At 71.5% G+C, this 15,339-nt stretch carries 11 protein-coding genes; 3 read left to right on the plus strand and 8 right to left on the minus strand.

Annotation, left to right across the window (positions count from 1 at the left end; all coding sequences use genetic code 11):
- Window positions 1-249 precede the first annotated feature (249 nt).
- Window positions 250-2,124: a translation elongation factor 4 gene (gene lepA, locus IE134_RS11470; protein ID WP_030708278.1), complete on the minus strand. Its 1,875-nt coding sequence runs from the start codon at window positions 2,122-2,124 to the stop codon at window positions 250-252.
- Window positions 2,125-2,351: 227 nt separating this feature from the next.
- Here lepA and rpsT point away from each other — a divergent pair, with 227 nt between their 5' ends.
- On the plus strand, window positions 2,352-2,618 hold the full coding sequence (rpsT, locus tag IE134_RS11475; protein ID WP_010064145.1) for a 30S ribosomal protein S20: 267 nt from the start codon (window positions 2,352-2,354) through the stop codon (window positions 2,616-2,618).
- 397 nt (window positions 2,619-3,015) lie between these two features.
- Here the strand turns inward: rpsT and holA are convergent, their stop codons facing one another.
- Window positions 3,016-4,002: a DNA polymerase III subunit delta gene (holA, locus tag IE134_RS11480; RefSeq protein ID WP_098018376.1), complete on the minus strand. Its 987-nt coding sequence runs from the start codon at window positions 4,000-4,002 to the stop codon at window positions 3,016-3,018.
- Between the two features lie 93 nt (window positions 4,003-4,095).
- Between holA and IE134_RS11485 the strand changes: the two genes are divergently transcribed.
- Entirely contained in the window at window positions 4,096-4,341 is a 246-nt protein-coding gene (locus tag IE134_RS11485) for a hypothetical protein (RefSeq protein WP_029182690.1), read from the plus strand.
- A gap of 45 nt (window positions 4,342-4,386) precedes the next feature.
- On the opposite strand, the gene IE134_RS11490 is transcribed toward IE134_RS11485, so the two are convergent.
- Window positions 4,387-5,268 (minus strand): YceI family protein, encoded by an 882-nt coding sequence (locus IE134_RS11490; RefSeq protein WP_030708282.1) that lies wholly within the window; start codon window positions 5,266-5,268, stop codon window positions 4,387-4,389.
- 253 nt (window positions 5,269-5,521) lie between these two features.
- On the opposite strand from IE134_RS11490, the gene IE134_RS11495 reads away from it, so the two are divergent.
- Window positions 5,522-5,983, plus strand: a complete 462-nt coding sequence (locus IE134_RS11495; protein ID WP_189430372.1) for a pyridoxamine 5'-phosphate oxidase family protein — start codon at window positions 5,522-5,524, stop codon at window positions 5,981-5,983.
- A 163-nt stretch (window positions 5,984-6,146) separates the two neighbouring features.
- On the opposite strand, the gene IE134_RS11500 is transcribed toward IE134_RS11495, so the two are convergent.
- The 5 genes from IE134_RS11500 to leuS form a co-directional block, all read right to left on the minus strand.
- Window positions 6,147-8,828 (minus strand): ComEC/Rec2 family competence protein, encoded by a 2,682-nt coding sequence (locus IE134_RS11500; protein WP_229823494.1) that lies wholly within the window; start codon window positions 8,826-8,828, stop codon window positions 6,147-6,149.
- A complete protein-coding gene (locus tag IE134_RS34075) occupies window positions 8,825-9,709 on the minus strand; it encodes a ComEA family DNA-binding protein (protein ID WP_308431993.1) in 885 nt (294 codons plus the stop codon). The genes IE134_RS11500 and IE134_RS34075 overlap by 4 nt, the downstream gene beginning before the upstream one ends.
- A 372-nt stretch (window positions 9,710-10,081) precedes the next feature.
- A complete protein-coding gene (locus IE134_RS11510) occupies window positions 10,082-10,927 on the minus strand; it encodes a DegV family protein (protein WP_030708290.1) in 846 nt (281 codons plus the stop codon).
- Window positions 10,928-11,038: 111 nt separating this feature from the next.
- Window positions 11,039-11,824, minus strand: a complete 786-nt coding sequence (locus IE134_RS11515) for a hypothetical protein (RefSeq protein ID WP_030708295.1) — start codon at window positions 11,822-11,824, stop codon at window positions 11,039-11,041.
- 136 nt (window positions 11,825-11,960) lie between these two features.
- Window positions 11,961-14,834 (minus strand): leucine--tRNA ligase, encoded by a 2,874-nt coding sequence (gene leuS, locus IE134_RS11520; RefSeq protein ID WP_189430374.1) that lies wholly within the window; start codon window positions 14,832-14,834, stop codon window positions 11,961-11,963.
- Window positions 14,835-15,339 lie beyond the last annotated feature (505 nt).

A 15,339-nucleotide genomic window follows, 5' to 3' on the forward strand; every position in this document is an offset into this window, starting at 1 on the left:
TACGACCGGCTTCTTTGATCCTGCGACTACTGCTGCTGTCCTGCTGCGCAACCTGCTTGTTCGGCTTGTTTAACTGGCGAGTAACCAACGATGCGTGATCAGAGTAGAGCGCACGCGCGCGCCACGTAAGAGGCAACGGGCCGCCGCTTTCATAACGAAAGGGCCCTCACGCCGCACGTTACTGCGGCGTGAGGGCCCTTGGTGCCGTTGACGGCCGGGGCCGGGACGGTGGAGGGAGGAGCGGGCGGGCTACTTCTTGCCCTTGCTCTCCCCCGCGGACTCGTCGGTCGACAGGACGGAGATGAAGGCGTCCTGCGGAACCTCCACGTTGCCGACCATCTTCATCCGCTTCTTGCCTTCCTTCTGCTTCTCCAGCAGCTTCCGCTTACGGGAGATGTCACCGCCGTAGCACTTGGCGAGCACGTCCTTGCGGATGGCGCGGACGGTCTCACGGGCGATGACCCGGGCGCCGATGGCCGCCTGGATCGGCACCTCGAAGTTCTGCCGGGGGATGAGCTTCTGCAGCTTGGCGACGAGCCGTACGCCGTACGCGTACGCCTTGTCCTTGTGCGTGACCGCGGAGAACGCGTCCACCTTGTCGCCGTGCAGCAGGATGTCGACCTTGACGAGGTTGGCCGTCTGCTCGCCGGTGGGCTCGTAGTCGAGGGAGGCGTAACCCCGGGTCTTGGACTTCAGCTGGTCGAAGAAGTCGAAGACGATCTCCGCGAGCGGCAGGGTGTAGCGGATCTCGACCCGGTCCTCGGAGAGGTAGTCCATGCCGAGCAGGGTGCCGCGCCGGCCCTGGCACAGCTCCATGATCGCGCCGATGAACTCGCTCGGGGCCAGCACCGTGGCGCGGACGACCGGCTCGTGCACCTTGTCGATCTTGCCCTCGGGGAACTCGCTCGGGTTGGTGACGACGTGCTCGGTGCCGTCCTCCATCTCGACGCGGTAGACCACGTTGGGGGCGGTGGCGATCAGGTCGAGCCCGAACTCGCGCTCCAGCCGCTCGCGGACCACGTCCAGGTGGAGCAGGCCGAGGAAGCCGACACGGAAACCGAAGCCGAGCGCGGCGGAGGTCTCCGGCTCGTAGACCAGGGCGGCGTCGTTGAGCTGGAGCTTGTCCAGCGCCTCGCGCAGGTCCGGGTAGTCGGAGCCGTCCAGCGGATACAGCCCCGAGAACACCATGGGCTTGGGGTCCTTGTACCCGCCCAGCGCCTCGGTCGCCCCGTTGCTCAGGGAGGTGATCGTGTCACCGACCTTGGACTGCCGGACGTCCTTCACCCCGGTGATGATGTAGCCGACCTCGCCCACGCCGATACCGTCGGCCGGGGTCATCTCCGGGGAGGACACCCCGATCTCCAGCAGCTCGTGGGTGGCGCCGGTCGACATCATCCGGATGCGCTCGCGCTTGTTGAGCTGACCGTCGACGACACGGACGTAGGTGACGACACCGCGGTACGAGTCGTAGACCGAGTCGAAGATCATCGCGCGGGCGGGGGCGTCCGCGACACCGACCGGGGCCGGAACGTCGCGCACGACCCGGTCGAGCAGCGCGTCCACGCCGACGCCGGTCTTGGCGGAGACCTTGAGCACGTCCTCGGGCTGGCAGCCGATGAGGTTGGCCAGCTCCTCGGAGAACTTCTCCGGCTGGGCGGCCGGGAGGTCGATCTTGTTGAGCACCGGGACGATGGTGAGGTCGTTCTCCATCGCGAGGTAGAGGTTGGCCAGCGTCTGGGCCTCGATGCCCTGCGCGGCGTCGACCAGCAGGACCGTGCCCTCACAGGCGGCGAGCGAACGGGAGACCTCGTAGGTGAAGTCCACGTGGCCCGGGGTGTCGATCATGTTGAGGACATGGGTCAGCCCCTTGTCCTCACCCTCGGTGGGTGCCCAGGGCAGCCGGACCGCCTGGGACTTGATGGTGATGCCGCGCTCGCGCTCGATGTCCATCCGGTCGAGGTACTGAGCACGCATCTGCCGCTGGTCGACGACACCGGTCAGCTGGAGCATCCGGTCGGCAAGGGTCGACTTGCCGTGGTCGATGTGCGCGATGATGCAGAAATTGCGGATCAGCGCCGGGTCGGTACGGCTCGGCTCGGGCACGTTGGAAGGAGTCGCGGGCACGCAGGGTCCTGATTCTTGAGACGCCGAACGCCGTGTCTCGGGTCGATGTCGGGTCGGTCGGATCGTCGGTCGGATCGATACGTAGGCTCCATCGTCCCACGCCTGCGGGGCAGCGACCGGTTTGGGCCGGTCGGAGGGTGACTGCTACCGTGGACAGCTGTGCCTCGTGGCTCTCACGAGCGGCGGGGCTCACCTAGAAGATCCAACGAACCTGAAAAGGCTCTTTCGTGGCGAACATCAAGTCCCAGATCAAGCGGAACAAGACCAACGAGAAGGCGCGCCTGCGCAACAAGGCCGTCAAGTCGTCGCTCAAGACCGCGATCCGCAAGGCCCGCGAGGCCGCCGTTGCCGGTGACGTCGAGAAGGCCACCACGGCCGCTCGCGACGCCTCCCGTCAGCTCGACAAGGCTGTCTCGAAGGGTGTCATCCACAAGAACGCCGCCGCCAACAAGAAGTCGGCGCTGGCGTCCAAGGTTGCCGCCCTGTCGGCCTGAGCTTCTTCCCGAAGCTCACTGATGTGATTCGCCGGGACGGACCAGCGGGCCCTCTCTCCCGCCCCTGACCGGCACCCCGCGCCGCACACCGAACCTGCGTTCGCCACGCGGGTGCGGCGCACCACAGCATGACCCGGAAGCCCCGGCCGCCGATCTCCCCAGATCGAGACCCGGGGCTTCCGTGCGTTCGCCTTCAGCCCCTCCGGCGCTTGAGGACGGACCCGGTGCCCGCCCGGGGCATCTCCAGGCCGTCCGGCGTTTGAGGACGGAACCGGCGATCACACGGGCGCCCGCACCCCCGGGCACGACGCCGAGGCAATCCCAGCCCGTCCGGCGCTTGAGGACGGAACCGGTCACGACAGGGCCCCGCACCCCGCGGCGAACCCGGCAGGAACGGCTACCGCCCCGACCTCGCGGCCCGGGCGACCACGACGACGGCCTTCTCCAGGGCGTACTCGGGATCGTCCCCCCCGCCCTTCACCCCCGCATCCGCCGCGGCCACGGCCCGCAGGGCCACCGCCACCCCGTCCGGCGTCCACCCCCGCATCTGCTGCCGCACCCGGTCGATCTTCCACGGCGGCATCCCCAGCTCCCGGGCAAGATCAGCCGGCCGCCCGCCCCTCGCGGAGGACAGCTTCCCGATCGCCCGCACCCCCTGCGCCAGCGCACTGGTGATCAGGACGGGCGGAACCCCGGTCGACAACGACCACCGCAGCGCCTCCAGCGCCTCCGCCGCCCGCCCCTCGACCGCCCGGTCGGCGACGGTGAACGACGACGCCTCGGCCCGCCCGGTGTAATAGCGCCCGACGACCGCCTCGTCGATCGTGCCCTCGACGTCCGCGATCAGCTGGGACACCGCACTGGCCAGCTCCCGCAGATCGCTGCCGATGGAGTCGACCAGCGCCTGGCACGCCTCCGGCGTCGCGGACCGCCCGTGGGTCCGGAACTCCGACCGTACGAACGAGAGCCGCTCGGCCGGCTTGGTGGTCTTCGGGCAGGCGACCTCCCGCGCCCCGGCCTTGCGCGCCGCGTCCAGCAGCCCCTTGCCCTTCGCCCCGCCCGCGTGCAGCAGGACGAGCGTGATCTCCTCGACCGGCGCACCGAGATACCCCTTGACGTCCTTGACCGTGTCGGCCGAGAGGTCCTGCGCGTTGCGCACGATCACGACCTTGCGCTCGGCGAAGAGCGAAGGACTGGTGAGCTCGGCGAGCGTGCCCGGCTGCAACTGGTCGGACGCCAGATCACGTACGTCCGTGTCGGCGTCGGCAGCACGCGCGGCCGCCACCACCTGCTGCACCGCACGGTCCAGGAGGAGGTCCTCCTGGCCCACGGCGAGGGTGACGGGAGCGAGCGGATCGTCGGTGGAATTCTTCCTGGTGGCCATCGCGATCCAGCATCCCACGCCCCGCTGACAGCCAAGGACGGCCCAGGCGGCCCAGGGCACGGGCCACGGCTCCCCGTACCGGAGAATGTCCGGGTGAGCGATGTGAGACACGTACTGGTGCTGCCCGACCGCGACGCCGCCGAGGAGGTGGCCGAGGAACTGGCGGACCGCTTCGGGGTCGCCGAGGAGCCCCAGCTCGTACGGGACGCGCTGGCCGGCGAGGACGACGCCGAGGACGCCCAGTGGCTGGTCGTCGTGGAGGACGCGACCGGGCGCCTGGACCCGGCCGCGCTCGACGAGTTCGCCGCCGAGTACGAAGGCTGGCTGGAGAAGCCGTAACCGCTCCGACGCCCCGGCCCCCGCCCGCGCCCTCCCGCAGCCGATTCAGCCCCGAGGCACGATCTGGATGTCCAGGTCGATGCTGATGCTGGGCCCGACCACCGCGATCCCGCGCGCCAGCATCGTCTGCCAGGTGAGGGTGAAGTCCTCGCGGTGCAGTTCGGTGGTGGCCCGGCAGGCGGCGCGCGTCTCGCCCTCCAGACCGTTGCCGAGACCGAGGTACTGGGTGTCCAGCGTCACCGTACGGCTGACGCCGTGCAGGGTCAGCGCACCGGTGACACCCCACCGGTGGCCACCCCGGTGGACGAAGCGCTCGCTGTAGAACTCCAGCGTCGGATAGCGGCCGACGTCGAGGAAGTCACCGGAGCGCAGGTGGTCGTCGCGCATCTGCACATTGGTGTCGATCGACGCCGCGTCGATGATCACGTGCATGGCGGAGTCCTCCATACGGTCGGCGATCCGGACCGCCCCGGCGAAGGTGTTGAACCTGCCGTGGATGCGGGCCAGCCCGATGTGCCGGGCGGTGAAGCCGATCTGCGAGTGGTTCGGCTCGATGTCCCAGTCGCCGGGGTCGGGCAACTGCGGGGGCTGCGCCACCTGGAGGGTCACATCGCCCAGGGTGGCGTGCGCCCCCTCGGTCACCGTCGCCGCCCCGTGGAACGGAGTGAACCCCTCGGCCTTGACCGCCAGTCGGTAGTCCCCGGCCGGAACCGTGGCGAGAAGACTGCCGAAGGGGTCCGTCTCACCGGCGGTCACTTTGCGGCCGACGCTGTCCGTCATGACGAACTCGGCCTGCTGAACCGGCTCGTTGACCGGGTCCAGCACCCGGCAGCTGAGCACACCCGCGGTACGCGGTACCTGGACTCCGGCGAGGGCCCCACCGCGCCCACCCGCCTGGCCTCTGTTTCCCAGCCAACGGCCGAACATCTTTTACGTACCCCCAGGGGCGCTTCGCACTTCGGGGCCCTGACAGATGGACGTCTTCGTCGGATCAGCGGCCCGCCGACGAGCATGCATTCGATCACTGGTGCGGCGTTCGAGGCAAACGCAGAGCATCGGAAGGAGTTGTACGGAGGTGTTACCGAAGGTCCGAATTCGCAGGATCCCAGGAGTCCTAGGACTCCTGCCCGAGGCCCCTGGCCCGAGGCGCGAGCGGTGGCCGCCCTCTAGCGTGTCGATCATGACCGAGTACGAGTCCCCGCGCAGCCGGGAACAGCGCAAGCAGGACGTCCTCGACCACCTGCGGCAGGACGAGGACGCATGGGTGGCGACGGCGTCCCCGGACGGCGTTCCCACCCTGGTGCCGCTGTCGTTCCTCTGGGAGGAGGAGACCGGCACGCTGGTGATGGCCACCCGGCGGACCAACCCGACGGCCGTCAACGTGACTCCCCACGGGCTGATCCGGGTCACCGTCGGCCACACCCGCGACGTGGTGCTGATCGAGGGCGAGGCGACGATCGTGGAGGCGACGGACCTCCCCGCCGTGACGAGGGATGCCTTCGCCGCGAAACTCCGGGGATGGAGCCCGCGCGGCCCCCGCTGGGTGTTTCTGCGCATCACCCCCCTCACCGTGCGTTCCTGGCGCGAGGAGAACGAACTCGCCGACCGCGACCTCATGCACACCGGCACCTGGCTGTCCTGACCCGCGCGCTCCGGCCTCGGCGACGGGACAGGGGCGGAACAGGGGGCGGGAGCGGGACAGGTGGGCGGGACACGTGGGCGGGACAAGCAGGTCCACCAGGACGCGGGCGGCGAGCGGCGCGCGGCCTGAGCCGGACGGCCACGCGGGGCCGGATCTCGCGGTGTCACGACCGGCTCACCGCCCGCAGTTCCTTCCCCGCTCCCGCCACCGCGATCGGGCCGTCGGTGTCGGTGCGCAGGACCCTGGCCCCCGCCGCCCCGAGAGCGGCCACCGTACGGGGCGAGGGGTGGCCGTACGGGTTGTCCGCGCCGCAGGAGATCAGCGCCAGCCTCGGCCGTACGCTGTGGAGCAGCCCGGGGTCCTGGAAGGCCGAGCCGTGGTGGGCCACCTTGAGGACGTCCACCGGGCCCGGCGCCTCCGGCCCGCGCAGCAACTCCCGCTGGGCCGGGGGTTCGAGGTCCCCGAGGAGCAGCAGCGTCAGCCCTCCTGCCGCCCGTACCCACAAGGTGACGCTGGAGTCGTTCGCCTCCCGAACCGCCGCCTCCCCCGCTCCCCCGGGCCCGGGGCGGGGCCAGAGGACCCGCCACTCGACCGGTCCCGACCGGCGGCGCTCACCGGCCTCGGCCCGCACCGTCGGGACCCGTGCGGCGGCCGCCGTCCTCCGGACGAACGCGGCCTGCTCGGGCGGCTCTTCGAGGCTCGTCGTCTGGATCGCGCCCACCGCCCGGCCCCGGAGCACTCCCGGCAGCCCGCGCACATGGTCGGCGTGGAAGTGGGTGAGGACCACGAGCGGGACCCGGGTCACCGCCAGATCGCGCAGACACCGGTCGACCGCCCCGGGGTCGGGTCCGGCGTCGACGACTACCCCCGTGCCCTCCCCCGCCGCGAGGACCATCGCATCGCCCTGCCCCACGTCGCAGAGGGCGAACGACCAGCCTGGCGGCGGCCATCCGGTCATGATCCGGGTCAGCGGAAGCGGCCGCAGCACCGCCAGCACCAGAAGCAGCCCGGCAGCACCGCAGATCCAGGGGTGACGGGCCAGCCTCGGGGCCAGGAGCACGGCCAGGACCGTGAGTCCGGCCAGCAGCGCGGCGCCGGACCACCCTCCGGGCCACTGCGCCTCGGCCCCGGGAAGGGCCGCCCCCGTCCGGGCGACCGTGGCAATCCACCCGGCCGGCAAGCTCGCGACCCACGCCAGCACCTCGGCCACCGCCGGGGCGACCGGGGCGACGGCGAGAGCCGCGAACCCGAGCACCGTCGCCGGCGCCACCGCGAACTCCGCCAGCAGATTGCACGGGACCGCCACCAGGCTGACCCGCGAGGCCAGCACCACCACCACGGGCGCGCACACGGCCTGCGCGGCCGCCGCCGCGGCGAGAATCTCGGCAAGCCTGCCCGGCACCCGCCGCGCCCGCAGGGCGGCGCTCCACCGCGGCGCGAGCGTCAGCAGCGCACCGGTGGCCAGGACCGACAGCAGGAAGCCGTAACTCCGGGCGAGCCAGGGGTCGTAGAGCACCAGGAGGATGACAGCGGCCGCCAAGGCGGGGATCAGGGACCTCCGACGGCCCGTCCCGATCGCGAGGAGGGTGATCAGCCCACAGGCCGCCGCACGGAGCACGCTCGGTTCCGGACGGCACACGACGATGAACGCGAGGGTGAGCACACCGCCGATCACCGCGGTCCTGCGCAGGGAGAGCCCCAACAGGGGTGCCAGGCCGCGCCGTTCCGCGCTCGACGCCGATCCCGGCGGCCCGACCAGGAGGAACAACAGAATCGACAGATTAGCCCCGGAAACACTCAACAAGTGAGTCAGATCCGTCGCTTTGAAGGCGTCGTGGAGTTCGGGCGGGATTCTGGAGGTGTCGCCGACCACCAGCCCCGGCAACAGCGCACGCGCATCCGCGTCCAGACCGTCCGTCGCCTCCCGCAGCCCGGCGCGCAGGTCTCCCGCCGCACGCTGGATCCCCGTCGGGGGCCCGGTGATCCGGGGCTCCTTCGCATCGTCCACCCGCAGGACCGCGGCGAGGCGTTCGCCGTCGTGTGCGGGAGGCGAGAGCCGGCCGGCGAGCCGGAGCCGCGTGGACGGAAGCAACTGCTGCCAGTCAGCCCGATGGTCGCCCGCCGCGACCATGAGCAGCACCGGTGTCCGGACCCGGGTCGTCGCCCCGTCCGGCGTCCGCACCTCCATGACCTCCGCGTCGATCAGGAGAAGGACCGGGGCACTGTGGTTGCCGCGTACCGCCGGTCGGGTCGTCCGGGGATCCGAGGTCACCCGTACCTCGGCGTCGATCCGCGCATACTCACGGGCCAGCCCGGGCACGGGCCCGCGCCGCACATCGGCCCCGTGAAGCCCGGCCACGGCCGCCCCCGCCGCCGCGCAGAGCAACACGGCTCCCCCGGCGGCAAGCACCCGGGCCCGCCCGACGGCCCTCCCGGCCCGCGCCCCTCTGTCGGCCCTCCCGGCCCGGAGCCCCGTGTCGGTGCCTCCGGCCCCGGACTCTCCGGACGGCCTCCCCTCCCGGGAATCTCCGCCGGTACTCCCGGCCCACGCCCCTCCGATCCCCCTCCCCCGCCGAGTGGCACGCCCGGCCGCCGCCAGCAGAACCAGCGCCGGAAGCGAACAGGCGACGGCCACAACGACCGCCCACCGCCCCGAAAGGCCCAGCGTCGCCGCCGCTGCCGCCCAGACCGCCAGGGCGGGCGGAACGAGCCGCAGATCCGTGGGCCCCTCCCGCCGTGAACCCTCCCCCGCCGCGGCCGCGCTTCCGATGCCGTCCCTGTCCACGTCCTGGAAATCGGGCCTGGAGTCGTCCCGGCAGTCGGGCCGGGCCTCACGGCTGCTCATGGCCGTACGAGGGGCTGGAGGTCGGCGAAGCGGCGGTCGCCGATCCCGTTGACCCGCCGGAGTTCGTCGACGGATCGGAAGCCGTTGTTCTCCGTGCGGTAGTCGATCATGTGCTGGGCCAGCACGGGCCCGACCCCCGGCAGGGTTTCGAGCTGTTCCGCGGTCGCCGTGTTCAGGCTCAGCGGCACCGAAGGCCCGGCCCCGCCCGGCCCACCGGCCGCCTCGGACCCGACCCCGCCGCCCCCGGGCGTCCCCGTGACCGGCAGGCCCGGCGGAAGGCCGACGGCGACCTGTTCACCGTCCACCAGGACCCGCGCCCGGTTGAGTCCCGTGACGTCCGTGCCGGCGCGCACACCACCCGCCGCCTCGAGCGCGTCCTCCACCCGTGACCCCGCCGGAAGCCGACGGACGCCCGGCCGGTGCACCTTGCCGCTCACATCGACGACGATCTGCCCGCTCCCGATCCCGCCGCTCCCGCTCGGCGGCTCCCCGGAAGCCGGGCGGGAAACCGGACCGGGGGCGCCGGACCGTAACGGATCCGGTGGCAGCGCGGGCGCCGCCGCTTCGTCCGAGACCGGTTCCGGCGCACGCACGGCCTCGGGGCGTACGGACCAGAAGTGCACGGTGGCGACGGCCACGGCGGCGAGCAGCACCAGACCGAGGACCACGGGCGTACGCGGCGCCATCCCGCACCGCAGCCGCACCCACAACGGCAGCCGCTCCCGGACGGCCGACACGGGACGACGCGCCCTCGACGTATCGACGGGCACCTCCCCCACCGTCTCCGGCTCGGGTGGTGTCGGTGCGGGCACGGGCGTCTCCGCCGGCTCATGGACCGCTACGGGCGCGGCATCGCTCGCGAGCCCGGAGGCGCCCGTCATCAGCGCATCCGCCCGGCGACGCGCGGCCGCCGACGCGAGGGCGGACCGCCCGCGCACGGACCGCCGCCCGCCGTGGCGCGGACCGGGACGGGCCCCGGGGCGCACACCCGCCCGGCCGCTCGGGCGGGTACCGGATCCGTGCCGCCCCCGCGCGGGCGTGGACGAGGAATCAGAGGAGTCGGACGAGGACGCAGAGATGAACGGCGCGTCGGGAGCCGACGCCCGAGAAGTTCGAAGGGCCATGCCTCACGACGTTAGGCACAACCGCCGAATCCCGCTGAGCAGCACCGATTCCTGTGGACAGAGCGGAAGTTGTGGAAAACTCGGCCACTCCACGGAGTGAATCTCCCCGGCGAGATCAGCGCAGGCGGTTCATCGCGAGGAGATCACCGCACCGAGCAGCCCCGGCCCCGTGTGCGCCCCGATCACCGCGCCGACCTCGCTGACGTGGAGGTCGACAAGGCCGGGAACCCGTTCACGCAGCCGCTCCGCCAGGCGGTCCGCGCGCTCCTGGGCGGCGAGGTGGTGGACGGCGATGTCCACCGGGGCCGTACCCGCCCGCTCGGCGACGATCTCCTCCAGGCGGGCGATCGCCTTGGACGCCGTCCGCACCTTTTCCAGCATCTCGATCCGGCCCCCGTCGAGCTCCAGGATCGGCTTGACTGCGAGCGCGGATCCCAGCAGGGCCTGGGCCGTGCCGATGCGGCCGCCCCGGCGCAGATAGTCGAGCGTGTCGACATAGAAATACGCCGAGGTGCCCGCGGCCCGCTTCTCCGCCGCCGACACCGCCTCGTCCAGGCCGCCGCCCGCCTCGGCGGCCTCCGCCGCCGCGAGGGCGCAGAACCCCAGGGCCATGGCGACCATGCCGGTGTCCACCACGCGCACCGGAACGGGGGCGTCCTTCGCCGCGAGCTGCGCGGCGTCGTAGGTGCCCGAGAACTCCGACGACAGGTGCAGCGACACCACCGCGTCCGCCCCGCCCTCGGCCGCCGCCCGGTAGGCCGCGGCGAAGACCTCGGGGCTGGGGCGGGACGTGGTCACGGAGTGGCGTTTCTGCAGGGCCTGGGCGAGCGAGCGGGCGGAGATCTCCGTGCCCTCCTCCAGCGCCCGGTCGCCCAGGACGACGGTCAGCGGCACCGCGGTGATGCCGTGCCGTTCCATCGTCGGGCGCGGCAGGTAGGCCGTGGAATCGGTGACGATAGCGACATGGCGGGACATGAGCCGGAGGTTACCTGGCGGGGTGGGAGTGCGGCAGCCCGGCCCCGGCCCTCTGATCATTCCTGGCCGCTTCGGAACGCATCCGTTCGGGGCTGAACCGACCCGCGTGCGTCAGTTCGTCGTTTCCGGCCGGGTGGACTTCTGCCAGGGGTAGGTCGTGCGCAGTCGCGGGTCCGGGGCGGTGATCGCCTGCGGGCTCTCCTCGCGGGCCGGTCCGGACCACGCCTCGTCGGCCGTGCTGCTGCCGGCCGAAGGGTCTGCCGAGGCGGCCGGCTCCGGCCAGTCCGTCCCCGGGTCCTGACCCGGCGCCGTGGCGGAGGCGCCCGTGCCGGACGTCCGCGACGACGGTTCGTCCACGGCCCAGTGCCGCAGCGCACCGGCCTCGATGTCGATCTGCGCGTTCAGCGCGTCCAGGTCGTCGTCGGCGAACTGGCGCGCCCGGTCCCGCGCCGCCCAGCGCAGCGACTCCGCCGAGTGCGTGATCCGCTGCGTACGCTCCCGCAGCTTGGGCAGCAGGCCCGCGACCGTCGCCCGGTCGGGCTCGCGCTCCAGCCTCTTCAGCTCGTCGTCCAGCTCCAGACCGTGGGCGCTCAGCCGCCGGAACAGGTCCACCGACTCCGCCAGCGAGGCGTCCTCGGCGACACCGGCGTGCAGGGCGTCCTGCGTGGCCCGCATCGAGGTGCGCAGGGAGAGCCGGAGCTGTGCGAGCTCGCCCGCGACCCCCACCTGTCCGAAGCTCTTGGCCCGGAGCGTGGTGTCCTCCACCGTGCGACGGGCCTGCGTGATCGTGCGGTCCACGCCCCGCTTGGCCGCGCCGACGGCCTTCACGGTCGCGTAGACACCCAGCGCGACGAACGCGACCAGGAGCAACGCCAGGATCGTGAGCGCGGCTTCCATGAATGCCCCTCGGTGTCTCGATGCGGCCGCCGGTACCGGTCGCCCCTTCCACCGTAAACGGAACGGGCAGGCCGAGGGTTCCTTCGGAACCCCCAACCTGCCCGTAGGGGATGGCCCTAACAACGTACGAAAAGGGTCACGCGGGGACGATGTTCACCAGCTTCGGCGCCCGCACGATCACCTTGCGGATGCCCGCCCCGCCCAGCGCCGCGACGACCGCATCGTCGGCCAGGGCGAGCGCCTCCAGCTCCTCGTCCGTGATGGAGGGCGAGATCTCCAGGCGCGCCCGGACCTTGCCCTTGATCTGGACGACGCAGGTGACGGTCTCGTCGACCACGTACGCCGGGTCGGCCACCGGGAAGTCCTGGTGGACGACGGAGTCGGTGTGGCCCAGCCGGCGCCACAGCTCCTCCGCGATGTGCGGGGCCAGCGGGGCGATCAGCAGGACCAGCCGCTCGGCGACCGAGCGCGACAGCGGGCCTCCGGCCTTCGTCAGGTGGTTGTTCAGCTCGGTGACCTTGGCGATGGCGGTGTTGAACCGCATCCCCGCCATGTCCTGGCCGACGCCGTCGATCGCCTTGTGCAGCGCGCGCAGGGTGTCCTCGCCGGGCTCCGTGTCGACGACGGTGACCTCACCGGTCTCCTCGTCGACGACGTTGCGCCACAGACGCTGCAGCAGCCGGTACTGACCGACCACGGCACGCGTGTCCCAGGGACGCGACACGTCCAGGGGGCCCATCGCCATCTCGTACAGGCGCAGGGTGTCCGCGCCGTACTCCGCGCAGATCTCGTCCGGCGTGACCGCGTTCTTCAGGGACTTGCCCATCTTGCCCAGGACGCGGCTGACCTTTTCGCCCGCGTAGTAGAACGCGCCGTCGCGCTCCTCCACCTCGGCGGCGGGGACGGCGATGCCCCGGCTGTCGCGGTAGACGAAGGCCTGGATCATGCCCTGGTTGTACAGCTTGTGGAACGGCTCGGCGGAGGAGATGTGGCCCAGGTCGTGCAGCACCTTGGACCAGAAGCGCGCGTACAGCAGGTGCAGCACGGCGTGCTCGGCCCCGCCGACGTACAGGTCGACGCCGCCGGTGGGCTGCCCCTCGCGCGGGCCCATCCAGTACTGCTCGATGGACGGGTCGACCAGCTGACGGTCGTTGTTCGGGTCCAGGTAGCGCAGCTCGTACCAGCAGGAACCGGCCCAGTTGGGCATGGTGTTGGTCTCGCGGCGGTACGCGCGCGGACCGGAGCCGTCACCCAGGTCCAGCGTCACGTTGACCCAGTCCGCGTTGCGCGACAGCGGGGTCTCGGGCTGGGCGGACGCGTCCTCCGGGTCGAAGGTGCGCGGGGAGTAGTCCTCGACCTCGGGCAGCTCCAGCGGCAGCATCGACTCGGGCAGCGCGTGGGCGATGCCGTCCTCGTCGTACACGATCGGGAAGGGCTCGCCCCAGTAGCGCTGCCGGCTGAACAGCCAGTCGCGCAGCCGGAAGTTGACGGTGCCCTCGCCGACGCCGTGCTCCCGCAGCCACTCGGTGATCGTCGCCTTGGCCTCGACGACGCCCAGGCCGTCCAGCGAGATCTCGTCGTTGGCGGAGTTGACCAGCTTCGCGTCGTACGAGCTGAAGGCGTCGTCCCACGTGGCGGGGTCGGTGCCCCGGTCGTCGGAGGGCTGGACGACACAGCGCATCGGCAGCTCGAAGGCGCGCGCGAAGGCGAAGTCGCGCGCGTCGTGCGCCGGTACGGCCATGATCGCGCCGGTGCCGTAGCCCATCAGGACGTAGTCGGCGATGAAGACGGGGACCTTCTCGCCGCTGACGGGGTTGGTGGCGTACGCGCCGGTGAAGACACCGGTCTTGTCCTTGGCCTCGGCCTGCCGCTCGACGTCGGACTTGGCGGCGGCCTGCTTGCGGTACGCGGTGACGGCCTCGGCCGGGCTCGCGTGGCCGCCGGTCCACACCGGGTGGGTGCCCTCGGGCCAGGCGGCCGGAATGATCCGCTCGACCATGTCGTGCTCGGGCGCCAGCACCATGTACGTCGCGCCGAACAGGGTGTCCTGGCGGGTGGTGAAGACGGTGATGCCGCCCGCCGTGTCCACCGGGAACTCGACCCGGACGCCCTCGGAGCGGCCGATCCAGTTGCGCTGCTGCAGCTTGATGGCCTCGGGCCAGTCCAGCCCGTCCAGGTCGTTCAGCAGCCGGTCGGCGTAGGCGGTGATGCGCATGTTCCACTGGCGCAGCTTGGCCTTGAAGACGGGGAAGTTGCCGCGCTCGGAACGGCCGTCGGCGGTGACCTCCTCGTTGGCCAGGACGGTACCCAGGCCGGGCGACCAGTTCACCGGGGCGTCGGAGGCGTACGCCAGTCGGTACTGGCTCAGCAGGTCGGCGCGCTCGGTGGCGCTCAGCGCGCTCCACTCACGGCCGTCGGGGGTCGCGCGCGCGCCGCTCTCGAACTGCTCGACCAGCTCGGCGATCGGGCGGGCCTTGTCGGCCTCGGCGTCGTACCAGGAGTTGAAGATCTGCAGGAAGATCCACTGCGTCCACTTGTAGTACTCGGCGTCGATCGTCGCGAAGGAGCGGCGGTTGTCGTGGCCCAGACCCAGCCGGCGCAGCTGGACCTTCATGTTCTCCATGTTGGCCTCGGTGGAGACCCGGGGGTGGGTGCCCGTCTGCACCGCGTACTGCTCGGCGGGCAGGCCGAACGCGTCGAAGCCCAGGGTGTGCAGCACGTTGTGGCCGGTCATCCGCTGGTGGCGGGCGTAGACATCGGTGGCGATGTAGCCCAGGGGGTGTCCGACGTGCAGACCCGCACCCGAGGGGTACGGGAACATGTCCATGATGAACTTCTTGGGCTTGGCGGCCAGCTCCGGGTCGCCCGCCAGGTCACCGGTGGGGTTCGGCGCCTCGTACGTTCCCTCGGCGTCCCAGAAGTCCTGCCAGCGTGCCTCGATGTCGGCGGCCATCGCCGCCGTGTAGCGGTGCGGCGCGGCCGTCTCGGCAGCGGAATTCGTCTCGCTCATGATCCTCAAAGCTCCATCGATCGTCATCTGCCGGGAAACGAAAAATCCCCTCGCACAGGAGGGGACGCCGCGCTGACTCCGACCAGGCGTTCTCACCGGTCGGGACTCTTCAGCGCGGCTCGCTAAGCAGAAGGCGTACGGCACGCATGGCGTCAGGGTACCGCACGGACCCGGAAGGGAGCGGGGAGTAACCGGAGGGCGGACATCGTCCGCACGAGACCGGATCCCCGCCACCCGCGCGCCACTCTCCGTAGTCGGAACATGGCGTTCCCGTGGCTGCGGCGTGTGCGCCCCGCGCGCTTCGCATGAGGTTTTCGCGGAGCCCTGGGACGACCTCGGGAGCGGGGAGAACGCCCGGGAAGCAGGGGTTACTCCGCGTACCGACCTCTATCGGGGCAACCGAGCAAACCTCGTACTGGTTGGTATGGGGCGTCCTAGCATGCGGCAACGGGACCGCTTTGCCGAACTATTCGGAGTCGCCCCCATGAACCCTCATCGCAAGATC

The sequence above is a fragment of the Streptomyces rubiginosohelvolus genome (genome assembly GCF_014649875.1).
Lineage (GTDB): Bacteria > Actinomycetota > Actinomycetes > Streptomycetales > Streptomycetaceae > Streptomyces > Streptomyces rubiginosohelvolus.